This window comes from Pseudomonas sp. KBS0707, from assembly GCF_005937945.2.
Classification (GTDB): Bacteria; Pseudomonadota; Gammaproteobacteria; order Pseudomonadales; family Pseudomonadaceae; genus Aquipseudomonas; species Aquipseudomonas amygdali.
This window is the reverse complement of the sequence record NZ_CP041754.1, coordinates 3250650-3267609: the sequence shown is the minus strand read 5'-3', so window position 1 is coordinate 3267609 and position 16960 is coordinate 3250650. Positions and strand designations below refer to the sequence as shown.

12 protein-coding genes and 1 pseudogene are annotated in these 16960 nt (G+C 58.8%); 11 read left to right on the top strand and 2 right to left on the bottom strand.

The window, feature by feature from the left end; all coding sequences use genetic code 11:
- Positions 1–116: 116 nt before the first annotated feature.
- A complete protein-coding gene (locus FFH21_RS15380) occupies positions 117–1064 on the top strand; it encodes an AraC family transcriptional regulator (RefSeq protein WP_004665553.1) in 948 nt (315 codons plus the stop codon).
- On the opposite strand, the gene FFH21_RS15375 is transcribed toward FFH21_RS15380, so the two are convergent.
- Positions 1052–3550, bottom strand: coding sequence for a TonB-dependent siderophore receptor (locus FFH21_RS15375; protein ID WP_011168848.1), 2499 nt, complete (start codon positions 3548–3550; stop codon positions 1052–1054). The genes FFH21_RS15380 and FFH21_RS15375 overlap by 13 nt on opposite strands.
- Before the next feature lie 394 nt (positions 3551–3944).
- On the opposite strand from FFH21_RS15375, the gene FFH21_RS15370 reads away from it, so the two are divergent.
- The 6 genes and pseudogenes from FFH21_RS15370 (at position 3945) to FFH21_RS15330 (ending at position 10388) form a co-directional block, all read left to right on the top strand.
- A complete protein-coding gene (locus tag FFH21_RS15370) occupies positions 3945–4550 on the top strand; it encodes an SCO family protein (RefSeq protein ID WP_004658527.1) in 606 nt (201 codons plus the stop codon).
- Positions 4544–5038, top strand: a complete 495-nt coding sequence (locus FFH21_RS15365; protein WP_004658526.1) for a copper chaperone PCu(A)C — start codon at positions 4544–4546, stop codon at positions 5036–5038. The genes FFH21_RS15370 and FFH21_RS15365 overlap by 7 nt, the downstream gene beginning before the upstream one ends.
- A gap of 587 nt (positions 5039–5625) precedes the next feature.
- Positions 5626–6456 (top strand): energy transducer TonB, encoded by an 831-nt coding sequence (locus tag FFH21_RS15345; RefSeq protein ID WP_011168847.1) that lies wholly within the window; start codon positions 5626–5628, stop codon positions 6454–6456.
- A gap of 117 nt (positions 6457–6573) precedes the next feature.
- The gene (locus FFH21_RS15340) at positions 6574–7302 is read left to right on the top strand and encodes a MotA/TolQ/ExbB proton channel family protein (protein ID WP_002553832.1); all 729 of its coding nucleotides are present in this window, start codon (positions 6574–6576) and stop codon (positions 7300–7302) included.
- 1 nt (position 7303) lies between these two features.
- Positions 7304–7705: a biopolymer transporter ExbD gene (locus tag FFH21_RS15335; protein WP_002553831.1), complete on the top strand. Its 402-nt coding sequence runs from the start codon at positions 7304–7306 to the stop codon at positions 7703–7705.
- A 280-nt stretch (positions 7706–7985) separates the two neighbouring features.
- A pseudogene (locus tag FFH21_RS15330) lies at positions 7986–10388 on the top strand (TonB-dependent receptor plug domain-containing protein).
- 180 nt (positions 10389–10568) lie between these two features.
- Here the strand turns inward: FFH21_RS15330 and FFH21_RS15325 are convergent.
- The gene (locus tag FFH21_RS15325; protein WP_011168846.1) at positions 10569–11606 is read right to left on the bottom strand and encodes an ABC transporter substrate-binding protein; all 1038 of its coding nucleotides are present in this window, start codon (positions 11604–11606) and stop codon (positions 10569–10571) included.
- Between the two features lie 233 nt (positions 11607–11839).
- On the opposite strand from FFH21_RS15325, the gene FFH21_RS15320 reads away from it, so the two are divergent.
- The 4 genes from FFH21_RS15320 to FFH21_RS15305 all read left to right on the top strand — a co-directional run bounded on the left by FFH21_RS15320 (position 11840) and on the right by FFH21_RS15305 (position 16902).
- Positions 11840–12655, top strand: coding sequence for a class II aldolase/adducin family protein (locus FFH21_RS15320; RefSeq protein ID WP_011168845.1), 816 nt, complete (start codon positions 11840–11842; stop codon positions 12653–12655).
- A gap of 70 nt (positions 12656–12725) precedes the next feature.
- Positions 12726–13634 (top strand): glutaminase B, encoded by a 909-nt coding sequence (glsB, locus tag FFH21_RS15315; RefSeq protein WP_002553827.1) that lies wholly within the window; start codon positions 12726–12728, stop codon positions 13632–13634.
- Positions 13635–13714: 80 nt separating this feature from the next.
- Positions 13715–14785, top strand: coding sequence for a DUF1615 domain-containing protein (locus FFH21_RS15310; protein ID WP_004658518.1), 1071 nt, complete (start codon positions 13715–13717; stop codon positions 14783–14785).
- Positions 14786–15090: 305 nt separating this feature from the next.
- Positions 15091–16902 (top strand): ABC transporter ATP-binding protein, encoded by a 1812-nt coding sequence (locus FFH21_RS15305; protein ID WP_041924574.1) that lies wholly within the window; start codon positions 15091–15093, stop codon positions 16900–16902.
- Positions 16903–16960 lie beyond the last annotated feature (58 nt).

Here is a 16960-nt window from a genome sequence, read left to right as displayed (position 1 = left end):
ATTCTCTGGGCTTAACCGTCTCATTGCGCGTGCGATCAGGGTCGAAATGCGCGCAATCGGTACTTTAGTTGATAAGTGTTATCATTTGAGTCTGATTCCCAAACGAGTGCATCCCGATGAGCCTCAATCATTATTGCGCTGACTATGAGCTGCCCAAGGTCCTGACAGATGAACTGGGTGATGAGCTCGATATACGACTCATTGACTGGCAGGTCGACGAAGACCGGCATCTGGACGCCTTCTGCGAGGCGTCGCTGACAGTGTCGTACCACGCCAATTGCTCCGGCTGGCGCTATTTCGCCGACACCTCGCCCCTTAGCTGGCGTGAAGATCACTGCTGCCTGTTCCATTCGACGGTACCGGTCAGGGGCGAGGGTTTTGTACCCGCTGGCACGTGCTGGCGCGGCGTGAATATCAGCTTTGCCGCGCACCGGCTGGGCATGCTCGATCTGGCCGGGCAACTGTTCGATTACCATGGGCCTTGGGAGAACACCCGCTCCCAGGACCGCACGGCACGGCTCGTACAGTTCCCGGCACCGCAAGTGGTAAGGCGGATCGGCCAGGAAATGCTCGGTTGCAAGCTTGAAGGTGTCGCCAGGGATCTGCTGCTGCGTGGCAAAGCCTATGAAATGCTTGGCCAGTTGACGGCTCATATTCAAGACCTGGCGCATTTCACCGGACTCAACGCCGGAGGTCGTGACCTGATGCGCGTCGAGCGGGCACGCAAACTGCTCGAAGCGCACCCCGAGCAGGACTGGACTATAGAATCGCTGGCCCAGTCGGTGGAGCTCAACACCAAAAAGCTCAAGCAGGGGTTCCGTCAGAGTTATGACAGCGGCGTCTACGGCTATCTACAGAAAGTCCGCATCGAGCGGGCGGCGCAACTGTTGCGGCAGCAGGGAGCGGTCAGCGAAGTGGCGGCGGCTGTGGGTTACTCCAGCGCCAGCCACTTTGCCAAGGTGTTCCGCCGTTACTACGGCATCAACCCGCTGCATTTCAGCGCAATGGCCGCCGAAAATCTCCATGAGCTGGCGGTGGCTGCACCTGCAGGTCAGAAATCATAGGCAATCTTGCTGTACCAGAACCCTCCGCCCGGATAGAACGGTGAGTTGCCGTACAGGTTGAGTCCTACGGCGGAAGGAATTGCATTCTTGTCCGGGCGCACATCGAAGATATTGGTGCCGCCAACACTGAGGGTGATGTTGTCGTAGAGGGTGTAGGACACATCCAGGTCGGTGATCCACTTGGCCCCGAAGCTGCGATCACCGCTTTCCAGCTGCTGGAGGGTCTTGACCTTGCCGTAGCGGGTGGTTTGCAGGTTCACGCCCAGATCGCCCAGCGTCCATTTGCCGCCCAGTACCCATTTGGTTTTCGGTTGAGCATCGGTCAGGTCGCCTTCGCGGGCCCGACCGACCCAGGTCATGCTGCCGCCAGGGTTGCTGCCCAGGCCCTGCAAGGCTGCCGGTGCGTCCTTGACGTCGGTGATAATGGTCTTGTTGTAGTTGAACCCGGCGCTCCAGCGCACGTTGCCCCATGCACCGTACTGGCTGGAATGGTCGAGGACGATGTCCAGGCCGCGGGTGCGGGTGTCAAACGCGTTGGCGTAATACGAAGTCCAGGTGCTGGTGTCCACACTTTGAGCCGCCAGGATGGGCGCCAGCGCTGGGCCGTACAGGCTTTCGGTACGGGCGATGCGGTCGTCGATCTCGATCCAGTAGGCGTCTGCGGTCAGGCTGGTGCGCGGTGCCGGTTGCCAGGTCACGCCGAACCCCAGATTGCGCGATTTTTCCGGGTCCAGGGTGGTCGCACCGAGCGCCTGGGCCAGCGCCGAGTTGACCGGCGCGATGCGCGTCACGGCGGGCACGATGGTGCCATCCGGCGCAGCACCGACCCGGTTGTCCGAGATGCTGTAGCCGACCTGGGTCAGCGAGGGCGCACGAAAGCCCGTGCCGACGGTGCCGCGTACGGCGAAGGTGTCGGTAAATTCGTAACGCGAGTTGAGCTTGGCACTGACCGTGTTGCCCGAGTCATCGTCGAAATGCTCTGCACGCAGCGCAAGGTCGACAAACAACGGTTCTATCGGGGTGATACCGAAATCGACGTAAGCTGCGTAGTTGTTGCGTTGCAGGCTGGTGGCATCCTGCGGTGAGATGACCGCTGCGGCCTGGGCGGCAATCGACGCCAGCTGTCCGGCCAGCGGGTTGGCCTGACCATTGGGCAGAGTAGCCGGAAAGCGATAGCCGCCCACCTGATAGGCCTGCGCGTCGCCGGAAAACGTCCGGAACCGTTCCCAGCGATGCTCAAGCCCTGCGGACACTTGCAGCGGCACGCCAAACAGCCCGTCGAACGCACGGGTGATGTCGACGTTGTTGACCCATTGCTCGAATCGATAGGTTGCCAGGTCGTCGAACGACGTCGGCGAGGCCGGTCCCAGCGAGGGGTTGATGGTCAGATCGCTGTACTGATGGTTGTTGTTGCGCCCGTATGTAGTGCTCAGGTCCCAGTTCCAGCCCAGCGCCTCACCCTTGGCGCCAATCAGGTACTGATAGTCGGTGTCGTCCAGATTGTTCAGCGGGTAGTAACCGTCGGCAAACAGTTCGGGAATGTTGGCGTTGCTGTTGGGATAGCGGAAGTAGTTGTTGATGATGGCGTCACGCTGCCCATAGGTGCCGTAGGAATACAGTGTGGTCTGATCATCCAGCGGCAGTTCGGCGTTGTAGGCCAGGTTGAACGCCTTGATCTGCGGGTCGCCATTCTTCACGCCGACCCGGTCCCACGTCGCCTCTCGAGGGTCGCCGGGAAAGTAGGCGTTATTGGTGGCTTTTTCGTTCCAGCTGGCATCGCCACGCTTGCGTGCGTCGGCCGAAAGATGCAGAAAGCCGCCGTCACCCAGTTCGAAGCCGGTGTCCCCTTCGAATTTGCTCACTTCGCCTTCACCGCTGTACAGCTTGCCGTACGTCACCCCCAGATGGCCGCCCTCGGCGCTGGATTTGAGAATCACGTTGATCACCCCGGCAATCGCATCCGAGCCGTATTGCGCAGCGGCACTGTCCTTGAGCACCTCGATGCGCTCCACCGCGCTGATCGGGATCATGTCGATGTCTACCGAGTTCGCGCCGCTGCTGTCGGTCGAGCCATTGGCGGGCAGGGCGCTGTTATGGCGGCGTTTGCCATTGACCAGCACCAGCGTATAGGCCGGTGCAAGGCTGCGGTTGGACAACGGGCGGATGGTCGAGTTATAGCCTGCGACGTTGGTGCCATAGTTGAACGAAGGCAGCAGTTTGGCGATGGCTTCGGTCAGGTCGGCGCGACCGGTTTTCAGTAACTGATCGCTGGTTACGATATCAATCGGGGCCGGGCTTTCAGTCACGGTGCGCTGTGTACCGCGAACCCCGGTGGAAATCACCGTGACCTTCTCCAGCCGGGCCTCACGGTCGAGGGTTTCATCGGCGGCCTGAGCGGGGTTCATCAGGCCAAGGCCGACAAGCGCTATGCTTTTGATCAGCGGTTTGCGCAGGGCGTGGCGGGGAGCGTGAGCGGGTAAGGCCATGACGGAGTGATCCTTGGGCAATGCTGAGAAAGTTCTGGGCACCTCCACAAGGCAAGGGTCGGTTTGCTGGCGAATATAGGGTTATGAAACGAGTCTGTGAAAGGCCTTTTGGTTATATGTTAATTATAAAAATATTGAATTATTTTTATTTATTATATGTTTTATATGCATTTAAAGAGTTGCGCACGGGTGGTCGGTAACAGCACTTGAGGGTGGTAAAGCTGCCTGTGCTGTTTTGTCGCACGACGTATTGCAGCCCATAAGCCCGACGTTTGCACGCCTGCTCATGGTTTGAAACAGGATTGGCGGTATTCCCTGTTGCCTTGGGGTGGTAAATTCGCCGCCTTTGAATGTGTCAGAACCCACGCGCCTAACCCTCCAGGGGACGCAAGACATGACGTACCAACCGACCCGCCGCGAGGTGGTCACAGGCCTATCTTTGCTGAGCCTTGGCTTGCTGACTGGCTGCGGCAATTCCAATGCCTTGCCGTTCAAGCACGGCAAAGACATGAGCAACGAGATAGTTGGCCGCAACTTCCGACTCAAGGATGCACAAGGCAACGTCAAGACCCTGTCGAGTTTTCGTGGCCTGATGCCGATGATCTTCTTCGGCTTCACCCAATGCCCGGCCATTTGCCCGACGGCACTGGCGCGAGCTGCACAGATCAGAAAGCTGATGGGCGAAGAGGGCAAGACCCTCCAGGTAGTGTTCATTACCCTCGACCCGGAGCGTGATACGCCCGAGGTGATCGACGCCTACGTGAAGGCTTTCGATCCGACCTTCGTCGCCCTGTCCGGTACGCTTGAAGAAACGGCCGCAACGGCAAAGGAGTTCGGCGTATTCTTCGAAAAGGTCCCGCTGGGCGACACCTACACGATCTCGCATACCGCCACCAGTTATGTCTACGACACCCGCGGCGTGCTGCGCCTGGGCTTGTCGCACAGGCTGTCCGCCCAACAATGCACTGAAGATCTGCTCACTTTGATGGAAGTATGCTGATGACCGTTCTGATTCGTAACGTCGCAAAGCCGCTGTTGCTGACCCTTTCGCTGCTGGGCCTGAGCGCTCAGGCGCTGGCCGAAACCAAAGTCGATGACGCCTGGGTGCGTGCCACTGTGCCAGGCCAGTCCGCCACTGGTGCGTTCATGCGCATCACTTCGGACACGGACAGCAAGCTGGTCGACGTTGCTTCACCTGTTGCGAAAACCGTGCAGATCCATGAGATGAGCATGAAAGGCGACGTGATGAGCATGCAGCGCGTCAACTCGGTTGACCTGCCAGCCGGCAAACCGGTGATGCTCGATTCCGACGGCTACCACGTGATGTTCATGGGCCTTGCAGCGCAGGTCAAAGAGGGTGATCAGGTGCCTCTGACCCTGACCGTGGAAGACGCCAAGGGCGTGAAAGAGTCGATTCAGGTCACCGCAGTCGCCAAGTCGCTGACCAGCGACGAGCACAGCGGGCATGGTGATCACAGCGGTCATTGAGCCTGATCTACCTGACGACTATCGTTCCTCACGCTCCAGCGTGTGAATGCCTCTTGTGACGCTCGGCGTCACAACTCTGCGCCGCACTGCAATTCAAGAGAGGACGCAGAGCGTCCAGAACGGCATGCGACGCGGAGCGTCGCACGATAGTTGATCTACCTGACGACTATCGTTCCTCACGCTCCAGCGTGTGAATGCCTCTTGTGACGCTCGGCGTCACAACTCTGCGCCGCACTGCAATTCAAGAGAGGACGCAGAGCGTCCAGAACGGCATGCGACGCGGAGCGTCGCACGATAGTTGATCTACCTGACGACTATCGTTCCTCACGCTCCAGCGTGGGAATGCCTCTCGTGACGCTCCGCGTCACAACTCTGCGTCGCACGATAGTTGAGGTTATCGTTCCTCACGCTCTCGCATCACGGTCTGCGCCGGTTCATATATTCATTTAAAGTCTAACCGGCGAACCAAATATTCTTTTCAGGAACAAGCCTCTTTCAGCGATGATTGCCTTGCCACATCAACTTTGGAAAGGTGACTGATACCAACAGAACCTGGATTTTTATCATGAAAATGCAGGAGTGTATCAATGGGCAATGTCCAGACCGCAGCCAGCGCACATGATGTGCCCTGGCGCCAGACGCCGAGTGGCGACCTGGTCGATCTGGGGCGTCCTTTCCGTGCGCCTCTGGCGTTATCGCGGTTGCAAAGCACCCCCAAACCCATACTTGGACGACGCGAAGCCATTCTGCTGGGTGCACTGGCGCTGGTATTTCATGGCGCGGTCATCTACTGGTTGAGCCAGAACCCGACACCCGCATTGCCGGTCGTGCAGCCGGAAATTCCGCCGATGACCATCGAGTTCTCTCAACCCGCGCCACCGGTTGTGGAGACGCCGCCGCCACCGCCCGAGCCTGTCGTGCAGCCTGTGGTCGAGCCGCCGCCCCCGGTTGAAGATGAACTGGCCGTCAAGCCGCCGCCGCCCAAACCGATTCCAAAACCCAAGCCGCAGCCGCCCAAGCCGGTGGTCAAACCGGTCGTCAAGCCAGTGGCAAAACCGGTCGAGCAACCGGCCCCACCGGTGCCCGCGCCACCTGTCGCTGCACCTGCCGCTCCCGCACCGCCCGCGCCAAGACCGGTAACTCCGGCTTCTGCCAGCGCTGGCTATCTGCGCAACCCGGCACCGGAATACCCGTCGCTGGCAATGCGCCGTGGCTGGGAAGGCACCGTGCTGTTGCGCGTCCATGTATTGGCCAGCGGCAAGCCCGGCGAGATTCAGATACAGAAAAGCAGCGGCCGCGATCAATTGGATGACGCAGCGCTGGCAGCGGTGAAGCGCTGGAGTTTCGTGCCCGCCAAACAAGGCGACGTCGCCCAGGACGGCTGGGTCAGTGTGCCGATTGATTTCAAGATCAAATAACGTTTCAAGTTCCAATAACCACGACATTCGATTGACCCGGCGAGCTACCTGAACCAAAGGCGCATCGCGATACACCCAATGCCTTGTTCAGACTTCGTTCATAAAGAGAGCTGCGCCATGAACCTACTTGCTTCGCCTTTTGAATCCATCGAACACGCGGTCATCTGGCTGCTGGTCATTTTTTCCGTCGCCACCTGGGGCCTGGCCCTGCTCAAAGGTGTGCAGTTCTCGCGCCTGAAGTCCCAGGACCGCAAGTTCCACAAGCAATTCTGGGCTGCATCGAGCCTGGATTCGGCCGCGCAACTGGCCCAGGAACAGCCCGGCGCTGCTGCTCGTGTTGCGCTGGCCGGTTACGCCGCCATTCAGGTGCCGGACGGCGCGCAGGCTAACGACCTGAGTCAGTCCATCAACCATCAGGACCGCCTTGAACGTGCCCTGCGTCAGCAGATCGTTCGGGAGCGCCGCTCGCTGGAGACCGGTCTGGCGATTCTCGCCAGTATTGGCAGCACCTCGCCGTTTATCGGCCTGTTCGGTACGGTCTGGGGCATTATGTCGGCGCTCAAGGGTATCAGTGCTGCCGGTTCGGCAAGCCTGGAAACCGTTGCCGGTCCTATCGGCGCAGCGCTGGTGGCAACCGGTGTCGGCATCGCCGTCGCCGTGCCTGCGGTACTGGTTTACAACTACTTCCTGCGGCGCCTGAAACTGACCGCTGCCGACCTGGATGACTTCGCCCACGACTTCTATAGCCTGGCGCAGAAGAGTGCATTTCGCGTGCTGCTGCATCCGGTCCTGAAGTCTGGCGCTACAGGCGGGCAGGCCGGACAGAAAGTGAAGGAGGCGTCCTGAGATGGCTTTCTCCACACAAGATACCGATGAAGTGCTGAGCGAGATCAACGTTACGCCGCTGGTGGACGTGATGCTGGTGCTGCTGGTGGTGTTCATCGTGACCGCGCCGCTGCTGACCAACTCGATTCCGATCAACCTGCCCAAGACCGAATCGGTTGCGCCGGTGGAACAGAAAGACCCGCTAGTGGTGAGTATCGACGGGCAGGGCAAGCTGTTCATTAACAAGGATGAAATTCAACCAGATCTGTTGGAAACCAGCCTCAAGGCGGCCAAGGACAAGGCCCCTGACGTGCGCGTGCAGTTGCAGGCGGACAATGGCGTGAATTACGGCGAAGTGGCACGAGCCATGGCTTCCATCGAACGCGCAGGCATTACCAAACTGTCGGTGATCACCGCAAAGTAAGCAATTTTTCGTCCATCAGCTTCATCAGTTTTGGGCCGCATCCTCAGGCAGGTGCGGCCTTTTTTTGTCCGCGCTTCCGGCATTTTTCAGTCTGGACACAAATGTAGATGCTTATTCTTTATTGATATTTAAATATTTAAATCAATGTCATTAAGCTATAAAGCATCGGACCTCCGGAACACCAATCAGACACTGTAATGATCGCTACCGTCCGCCGCACGGATCGCTCGTTGTAACCAGAACAGAGTTTCTGGATCAAGGATTTTCAAGGGGTAGTGGTATGGGGAGTTTCAAACGGAGTGTATTGGCCACGGCGATTTTTTCAGCCAATTTGCTGAGCGTCGCAGGCATCAGTGCAAGCGCTCATGCTGCACAGGCAACAGATGAGCAAAACAGCCAGGGCGCATCCACCCTGAGCACGGTAATCGTTACCGGCACTCGGGCGCAGGAGCGCACCGCCAGTGCTTCGCTGTCGCCCATCGATGTGATTTCCGGCGACAGCCTGCGCAGTTCCGGCTCCAGCGAATTGGGCACGGTGCTGGCGCGCTTGATCCCTTCGATCAACTTTCCGCGGCCCAGCCTGGTGGACGGTGCCGAGCTGACCCGACCGGCGCAATTGCGCGGGCTGTCGCCGGATCAGGTGCTGGTGCTGGTCAATGGCAAACGCCGCCACACATCGGCCTTCGTCAACCTGGGTGGGGCGGTGGGACGCGGTTCGGCACCTGCCGACCTGAACGCCATTCCGCTGTCTGCCATTGACAACATCGAAGTGCTGCGCGACGGTGCTTCAGCGCGTTACGGTTCCGATGCGATTGCCGGGGTGATCAACATCATCCTCAAAAGCGCCGATCATGGCGGCTCGATTTCCAGCAAATACGGCCAATACAAGAAGGGCGACGGGATTTAGCGTCAGGTGTCCGGCAACACCGGTTTCGCGCTGGGCGACAACGGCACGTTGAACCTGTCGGGTGAAGGCTCCAACAACGACTACACCAACCGTGCCGGTGATGATTTTCGTACCTCCAGCATAGGTTCCACTACTTACGGTCAGCAGGTGTTCCGTCAGGGTGAGCCGCAAACCCACGAGGGCAAGCTGCAATACAACGCCGAGTACAGTTTCAATGATGCGGCGGAGTTCTACAGCTTCGGTGGCTACAGCAAGCGCCGTGGTGAAACGGCCGCGTTTTATCGGCCGAGCAACGCCTCCAACAACATCGCTGCGATTTACCCCAACGGTTATCTGCCACTGATTAACGGCACGCTGGAAGACACCTCGCTGGTAGCGGGATTACGCGGCGAGCTGGCGGATGACTGGCACTACGACGTGTCTGCCAACTACGGGAAAAACACCTATGAACTGCGCACCAAAACCATCAATACGTCACTTGGCCTGAACACGCCGCGCTCGTTCTATAACGGCACGCTGACCAACGATCAGAAGCAACTTGGCTTCGATCTGTCGCGGGAGTTCAGCGCGGCATGGCTGCCTTACCCGGTGTCGGTCGCGTTCGGCGCCGAATACCTGCACCAGGGTTATCAGATCGAGGCGGGGCAGGCCGAGTCGTATTTTCAGACCGGCAGTTCCGGGCTGGGCGGCTTCCGCGCCGCCGATGCAGGCAGCTACTCGCGACACAACTTCGCCCAGTATCTGGATGTGGAAACCAACCTGACCGAGAAGCTCGGTGTGTCGGCTGCCGTTCGCCACGAAGACTACAGCGATTTTGGCTCCAACGTCAGCGGCGCGCTCTCGGCGCGTTATGACTTCACCCCGCAGGTGGCTTTGCGAGGCAGCGTATCGACAGGCTTCCGCGCCCCTTCACTGGCGCAGCAGAATTTCACCTTTACCTCGTCACAACTGATTGGCAACACTATCCAGGAAGCGGGCACGTTTCCGGCCGGCAGTAACGTTGCGCAACTGTTAGGCGCCGAAGACCTCAAGCCCGAAAAATCGCGCAACTACAGCCTGGGCCTGGTGCTCCAGCCACTGGACAGCCTGACTGTGACCGCCGACGTCTATCGCATCGATATTCAGGATCGTATCTCGCTGTCCTCTAACCTGGTGCTCAACAACACGGCCATCAACTACCTGCGCAGCAATGGCGTGGGTGATATCAACTACACCAGCGCGCGCTATTTCACCAACGCCACAGACACCAGCACCGATGGTGTCGATCTGGTCGCCAATTACCGCTACCATTTCGATAACGGCGTCCGTTGGAACAGCACAGTGGGCTACAACTACAACCACACTAAAGTCACCGACGTGAAAGCCAACCCGGCGATTCTCGATCAGTTAGGGGTGAATCTGGTTCGGGTGGATCGCAGGGAGCGCATCGGTCTGCTGGGTGACACCACTCCGCAGCACAAACTGACGCTGGGCAATGATCTGACGTTCGGTAACTGGGCACTGCATTCCAACCTGGTTCGCTACGGCGAGTTCACCAGCTACCAGGCCGACAAGGTCAACGATCAGACCTTCAGCGCTGCGTGGCTGCTGGACCTCGCAGTAGACTACACACTCAAGAACTGGGTCTTCACCCTGGGCGGCGATAACGTCACCGACAAGTACCCCGAAAAGCTCAACGACTTCTCGTCCAGCGGCGGCAACCTGGCTTACAGCAAGTTCTCGCCTTACAGGTATAGCGGGGCGTTTTACTACGGCAAGGTGACGTACAACTGGTAATTTGACTTGTCGCTGATTGTCGTCCCAATGCTTCGCGTGATACACAAGTCCGCTCTTGATTCTGGCCGAGGGCCGTGGGAGCGGACCGGGCGACGCTCCCACGCCCTCCGGGCAGAAGCCCGTCATCCGGACTTGTCTATACGCCGAGCGACTGTTGCGTATAAGGATCAGTGCGAGAACTCAACTGCCCTGCAACGGTGTGGCATCCTGAAAGAAGTAATCCTTCCACGACGCCGGCTTGTTCTTGATCGCGCCGACACGGTACAAAAACTCGGCCAGCGGGTAGGTGTTCTTCGGCGTGATGGTGAACTGAAACTCCGGCTGATCAATGATCTTCAACAGTTCGGCACGGTCGATCTTCGCCTTGGTGACGCGCAGGTAGATGTCGGCGGCAGCACCAATGTCTTTACTGACGAAAGCTTCTGCCTCGGCCAGCGCTTCAATGAAGGCCTTGTAGGTTTTCGGGTTTTCGTTGCGAAATTTCTCGGTGGCGAACAGTACGGTGGGAGAGTTAGGTCCCAGCAGGTCATAAGTGTTGAGCACTACATGCATGTTGGGGTTTTTCAGTTCCTGATCCTGATAAGGCGGGTTGGAAAAGTGCCCGGTCAATTCGGTGCCACCCGCGATCAGGCTGGCGGCGGCGTCCGGGTGCGGCAGGCTCAGGGTGTACTTGTCCAGGCGTGCGTATTCCTTATCACCCCAAAGTTTTGCGGCGGCGAATTGCAGGTAGCGTGACTGCACTGAAACACTGACTGCCGGCACCGCGATGCGGTCCTTTTCAGTGAAGTCGGCGATGGTTTTGACGTTGGGGTTATTGCTCACCAGGTAATAGGGGAAGTTGCCCAGCGATGCGACCGCCTTGACGTTCTGCCTGTCCTTGGTGCGGTCCCAGATGGTCAGCAACGGGCCAACCCCTGCACCGGCAACATCGATGGAGCCCGACAGCAGCGCATCGTTGACCGCCGAACCTCCGGACAGTTGGGTCCAGTCCACCTTGATCTCCAGGCCGTCTTCCTTGCCGTGTTTCTCGATCAATTGTTGATCGCGCACCACGTTGAGCAGCAGGTAGACGATGCCGAACTGCTCGGCGATGCGAATTTCGCCTTCAGCCTGTGCGCTGGCGGGCGCAATCAGCGTTCCGGTCAGTAGCGCGGCACTAAGCCCGATGGCCGCTGCCAGACGGCTGAAACGGGGTAGAAAGGGGGCAGGTTTTGACATGCATGGCTCCAAAATGGAAACGGAATTTTCTGGAGCATATCGCTATATAAAAATTTATTTAAATAACCTTAACGAATATGAATAGACCGCCTGATGCGCTTGGGAAGCCTGTACACCAGTCGTTCTTAATATTCTTATTTTTTATAATTAGCTTAGAAGTAAATGTGATTTTCAATTGATTTGTAATGCGCCTAGTCTGGCTGGCCAGTCAGCAGTCACCAAGGAGCAACATTATGAGCAACGTCAGCGCTTTGCCACTCCAGCCAGGTACTACGCCGTCGGGTGGCGGCAGTGTGCGTGACAGGGTTTCGCCGCAGGAATGGGAAGTCCGGGTCAAGTTGGCAGCGGCCTATCGGCTGGCCGCGCTCAAGCGCTGGACCGACCATATCTATACACACTTCTCGGCGCGGGTACCGGGGCCGGACGAGCACTTTCTGATCAACGCGTTTGGCCTGTTGTTCGATGAAATCACCGCATCCAATCTGGTCAAGGTCGACATCGACGGCACGATTGTCGATGACCCGACAGGGCTGGGTATCAACTACGCCGGTTACGTGATTCACAGTGCCATTCACGCTGCGCGCCATGACCTGCAAGCGGTGCTGCACACCCACACCCGTGACGGTATCGCAGTGTCGGCGCAAAAGGACGGGCTGCTGCCGATTTCCCAGCACTCCATTGCCTTCTCCGGGCGTGTGGCCTATCACGGTTACGAAGGCATTGCGCTGGACCTGAGCGAGCGTGAACGACTGGTCGCGGACCTGGGTGACAAGAGCGTGATGATCCTGCGCAATCACGGCTTGCTCACCGGTGGGGTGAGTGTAGAGCACGCAATCCAGCAGCTGCATGCCCTCGAGTACGCCTGCAATATCCAGATTGCAGCGCAGTCTGCCGGCAACGCAGAGCTGGTGTTTCCGCCCCGGGAGGTCATCGCCAAAGTGGAAGAGCAGGCCAAGGCCATTAAGGACGGTAATGGTCCGGGTGTCGCCCGACACTGGAATGCGCTGATCCGCGAGCTGGAGCGTAGCGGCACCGATTACCGGGACTGAGCCTGCAACACAGTGATGCGAGGCGCCTGGGGTTGGTGTAGTGTGCGCAGCCAAAACATGGGGCGCACACATGCAAGACCTGCTGAACGAAATCCTCGATGAAGTAAGACCCTTGCTTGGTCAGGGCAAGGTGGCCGATTACATTCCGGCGCTGGGCGGGGTGCGGCCTGATCAACTGGGCATTGCGGTGTACGGCAACGACGGCCAGGTGTTCAGCGCCGGTGATGCCGAAACGCAGTTTTCGATACAGAGTATTTCCAAGGTGTTCAGCCTGGTGCAGGCCATCGGGCACTCCGGTGAGGACATCTGGCAGCGCCTGGGGCACGAGCCCTCCGGCCAGCCGTTCAACTCGCTGGTGCAGCTGGAATTCGAACGGGGCAGGCCGCGCAACCCGTTCATCAACGCCGGCGCGCTGGTGATCTGCGACATCAATCAGGCACGGTTTGCGGCACCGTCGCTGTCAATGCGTGACTTCGTTCGACGCCTGTGCGGCAACCGTGCGATCACCTCCGATTCCAAAGTTGCGGAATCCGAATACCAGCACCGTTCGCGCAATGCCGCAGCGGCCTATCTGATGAAGTCATTCGACAATTTTCATGGCGATGTGGAAGACGTGCTGCGCAGCTATTTCCACCATTGCGCGCTGAGCATGAATTGCATTGATCTGGCCAAGGCGTTCGGTTTTCTGGCCAATCAGGGCTTCTGCACTCACAGTGGCGAGCAGATACTCACCGCACGCCAGGCCACTCAGGTCAATTCGATCATGGCCACCAGCGGTCTTTACGATGAAGCCGGTAACTTTGCCTATCGCGTCGGCCTGCCGGGCAAGAGCGGAGTAGGGGGTGGTATCGTTGCGATTGTGCCGGAGCGCGCTTCGGTCTGTGTGTGGTCTCCGGAGTTGAACGCGGCGGGCAATTCCCTTGTCGGTATGGCTGCGCTGGAAAAACTCAGCGCGAGGATCGACTGGTCGGTGTTTTAAAGCCTTCTGAAGTGAACGGTGCGGTAAAGCGCGAACCTGGCAGGAGTCATGGATTGAATCGAAGGCTAAGCAAATCGCTCATGCTGAGCGTCGGGCTGCTGGTGCTGGCAGGTTGTGGCACTCAGCGTGTGCAGGAACCTGAACTGAGCCCGGAACAGGCGCGTGCGCAGATCGTGCGCCTGATGCCTGCCACTGTTACGGATCGGCAGGCTTGGGCAACGGATATCCATGCCGCATTTGCCGCGCAGAAAATTCCGATGACCACCGAAAACCTGTGCTCGGTATTGGCTGTGACCGAACAGGAGTCAACCTTTCAGGTCGACCCTGCGGTGCCTGACATGGGCCGCATTGCCCGTGCCGAAATAAACCGCCGCGCGGCGCGCTTGCATATCCCCAATGCGTTGATAGCCACTGCATTGCGCGTACGTTCACCAGACGGCAAGACCTATGGCAAGCGCCTCGATTCAGCCCGCACAGAGAAAGACCTCAGCGCGATCTTTGATGATTTCATCGGCATGGTACCGCTGGGCCAGGCACTGTTCGGCAATTTCAACCCGGTCAAGACCGGCGGCCCGATGCAGGTCAGCATCGCCTTTGCCGAGAAGCATGCGGAAGATTATCCCTACACGGTGGATGGCTCGATCCGACGCGAAGTCTTTACTCGCCGTGGCGGCATGTATTTCGGCATCGCTCATCTACTGGGTTACCCGGTGAACTACACCCAGTCCCTTTACCGCTTTGCCGATTTCAATGCCGGTTGGTACGCCAGTCGCAATGCCGCGTTTCAGAACGCGGTGAGTCGTGCGACCGGCATCGAGCTGGCGCTTGATGGCGATCTGATTCGTTTCGACTCCACCTCGCCAGGCTCCACCGAGCTGGCAGTGCGAACCCTGGCTGACCGGCTGGGCATGAACAAGTCACAGATATGGAACCAGCTCAAGCAGGGCGATACCCTGGAGTTCGAAGAGACCGATCTGTACAGCAAGGTGTTTGCACTGGCGGACAAGGCAGCAGGCAAGCCCTTGCCAAGAGCCATCCTGCCCGGCATCACCCTGAAAAGCCCGAAAATCACCCGCAACCTGACCACCGCCTGGTTCGCCGAACGCGTCGACGACCGCCGCGAACGCTGCGTACAGCGCGCACCGAAGTGAGGGTGAGTCCGGAATAAGCGATCACACATCGATTATCGTTACCACGCTCCGTGTGGTAATGCAGTTCGTGACGCTCCGCGTCACACATTAGAGCCTTGACACCTGATTCAGGCCGTACGAGATGCAGGCCTGAGCTCCGGTTACGCCTGCTGTTTCACCAGACTGAAGATGTGTGACCAGAGCGTCACGAACTGCATGCCAACGCGGAGCATTGGCACGATAGTCATCTCAAGGCTTTGTGTATAACGATGAGCGCTCCAGTGAACTGCCCCCTATATGTAAGGCTCTTCAGGATTTTTTAACGTATGCCGGTTTTCAAACGCTTCACGTCGTTCATGCAGCAGGCCTTACGGGCCATGCATCTGGTCTGGACCACGTCCCGAGCGCTGTCCGTTGGCTTGATCGTTGCCACGCTGGTGGCAGGCTTGCTGCCCGCGCTGGCCGCCTGGCTGGGGCAGCGGATTGTCGATGCGGTGGTCAGTGCCATGCAACTGCATGCCAGCACTGGCGAGGCTCCTTTATGGCCGGTGTTGCGTTATGTGTTGCTTGAGGCCGGTGTACTGGCGCTGCTGGCCGGTGCGCAACGCGGGCTGTCGGTGCAGCAGGCGCTGTTGCGGGTGTTGCTGGGGCAGAAGGTCAATACGTTGATTCTGGAGAAGGCCCAGACCCTGTCACTGTCGCAGTTCGAAGACTCGGAGTTTTACGACAAGCTCGTGCGCGTCCGGCGTGAAGCCTCGACACGGCCGCTGGCACTGGTGACCAAATCCCTGGGATTGCTGCAAAACCTCATTTCGCTGATCAGCTTTGCCGTACTGCTGGTGCATTTCTCGCCCTGGGCGTTGCTGATTCTGGTGCTCGGCGCATTGCCGGTGTTCTTTGCCGAGGCGCATTTTTCCGGCGACGCGTTCCGCCTGTTTACCCGGCGTGCTCCGGAAACCCGTCGGCAGAACTACATCGAAACACTGCTCTCCCACGAGGGCTACATCAAAGAGGTCAAGCTGTTCGGCTTCGCGCCGCTGCTGCTCAAACGTTATCGCGACACCTTTGAACGGTTGTACGCCGAAGACCGCCGCTTGACCGTGCGCCGTGATGGCTGGGGCTTTCTGCTCGGCTTGCTGGGCACTGCTTCGTTCTATCTGGCGTACGCCTGGGTGGTGGTCGATGCGGTGCATGGGCGTATTACCCTGGGGCAGATGACCATGTACCTGGTGCTGTTCAAGCAAGGGCAGGCCGCGGTGAGCAGCAGCCTGAGTGCGATCAGTGGTTTGTACGAGGACGGGCTGTACCTCGCCGACCTGTACATTTACCTCGGTCAGCCGGTCACGCCGTCTGCTGGCAGCCTGACCCAGGGTGCGCTGCCCGGCGATGGCATGCGTTTCGAGAACGTCAGCTTCACTTACCCTGGCACCAGCCGCGCAGCACTGGAAAACATCGATCTGCATCTTGCACCGGGTCGCAGCGTTGCGCTGGTGGGCGAGAACGGCTCGGGGAAGACCACCCTGATCAAGTTGCTGACGCGCCTTTATCAGCCCGACCAAGGCCGCATTCTGCTGGATGGCAGCGATCTGCAGGACTGGGACGAAGACGCCCTGCGGTCGCGCATCGGCGTGATTTTTCAGGACTTCATCCGCTATCAGTTTCTGGTCGGTGAAAACCTCGGGGTCGGCGATACCCACGCCTTTCACGACGAAACCCGCTGGCGCGAAGCCGCTGCGCAAGGCATGGCAGCGCAGTTTATCGAACAGCTCGACAAGGGTTACGCCACACAATTGGGGCGTTGGTTCGCAGGCGGTCAGGAGCTGTCCGGCGGGCAGTGGCAGAAAATCGCGCTGTCACGCGCCTATATGCGCCGCGATGCCGATATTCTGATTCTCGATGAGCCCACTGCCGCGTTGGATGCCGGGGCAGAAGCTGCGGTATTCGAGCACTTTCGCGAGTACGCCAAGGGACGCATGACGCTGCTGATTTCCCACCGTTTTTCCAGTGTGCGCAACGCCGAACATATCGTGGTGCTGGAGCATGGGCGGGTGCTGGAGCGCGGTGATCACGACAGCCTGATCGCCGCCGAAGGGCGCTACGCCGCGCTGTTCGATCTGCAGGCGCAAGGCTATCGTTAGATAAAAAGTGTTGCAGTGAATGACCAGTCGGCGTTTTATGGGAGCCCTGTTTCAAGCT

What these genes read in the sequence shown, in the direction of transcription:
- FFH21_RS15380 (WP_004665553.1), top strand. Translation starts at nt 117, where the DNA reads ATGAGCCTCAATCATTATTGCGCTGACTATGAGCTGCCCAAGGTCCTG.
- FFH21_RS15375 (WP_011168848.1), bottom strand. Translation starts at nt 3,550, where the DNA reads ATGGCCTTACCCGCTCACGCTCCCCGCCACGCCCTGCGCAAACCGCTG.
- FFH21_RS15370 (WP_004658527.1), top strand. Translation starts at nt 3,945, where the DNA reads ATGACGTACCAACCGACCCGCCGCGAGGTGGTCACAGGCCTATCTTTG.
- FFH21_RS15365 (WP_004658526.1), top strand. Translation starts at nt 4,544, where the DNA reads ATGCTGATGACCGTTCTGATTCGTAACGTCGCAAAGCCGCTGTTGCTG.
- FFH21_RS15345 (WP_011168847.1), top strand. Translation starts at nt 5,626, where the DNA reads ATGGGCAATGTCCAGACCGCAGCCAGCGCACATGATGTGCCCTGGCGC.
- FFH21_RS15340 (WP_002553832.1), top strand. Translation starts at nt 6,574, where the DNA reads ATGAACCTACTTGCTTCGCCTTTTGAATCCATCGAACACGCGGTCATC.
- FFH21_RS15335 (WP_002553831.1), top strand. Translation starts at nt 7,304, where the DNA reads ATGGCTTTCTCCACACAAGATACCGATGAAGTGCTGAGCGAGATCAAC.
- FFH21_RS15325 (WP_011168846.1), bottom strand. Translation starts at nt 11,606, where the DNA reads ATGTCAAAACCTGCCCCCTTTCTACCCCGTTTCAGCCGTCTGGCAGCG.
- FFH21_RS15320 (WP_011168845.1), top strand. Translation starts at nt 11,840, where the DNA reads ATGAGCAACGTCAGCGCTTTGCCACTCCAGCCAGGTACTACGCCGTCG.
- glsB (WP_002553827.1), top strand. Translation starts at nt 12,726, where the DNA reads ATGCAAGACCTGCTGAACGAAATCCTCGATGAAGTAAGACCCTTGCTT.
- FFH21_RS15310 (WP_004658518.1), top strand. Translation starts at nt 13,715, where the DNA reads ATGCTGAGCGTCGGGCTGCTGGTGCTGGCAGGTTGTGGCACTCAGCGT.
- FFH21_RS15305 (WP_041924574.1), top strand. Translation starts at nt 15,091, where the DNA reads ATGCCGGTTTTCAAACGCTTCACGTCGTTCATGCAGCAGGCCTTACGG.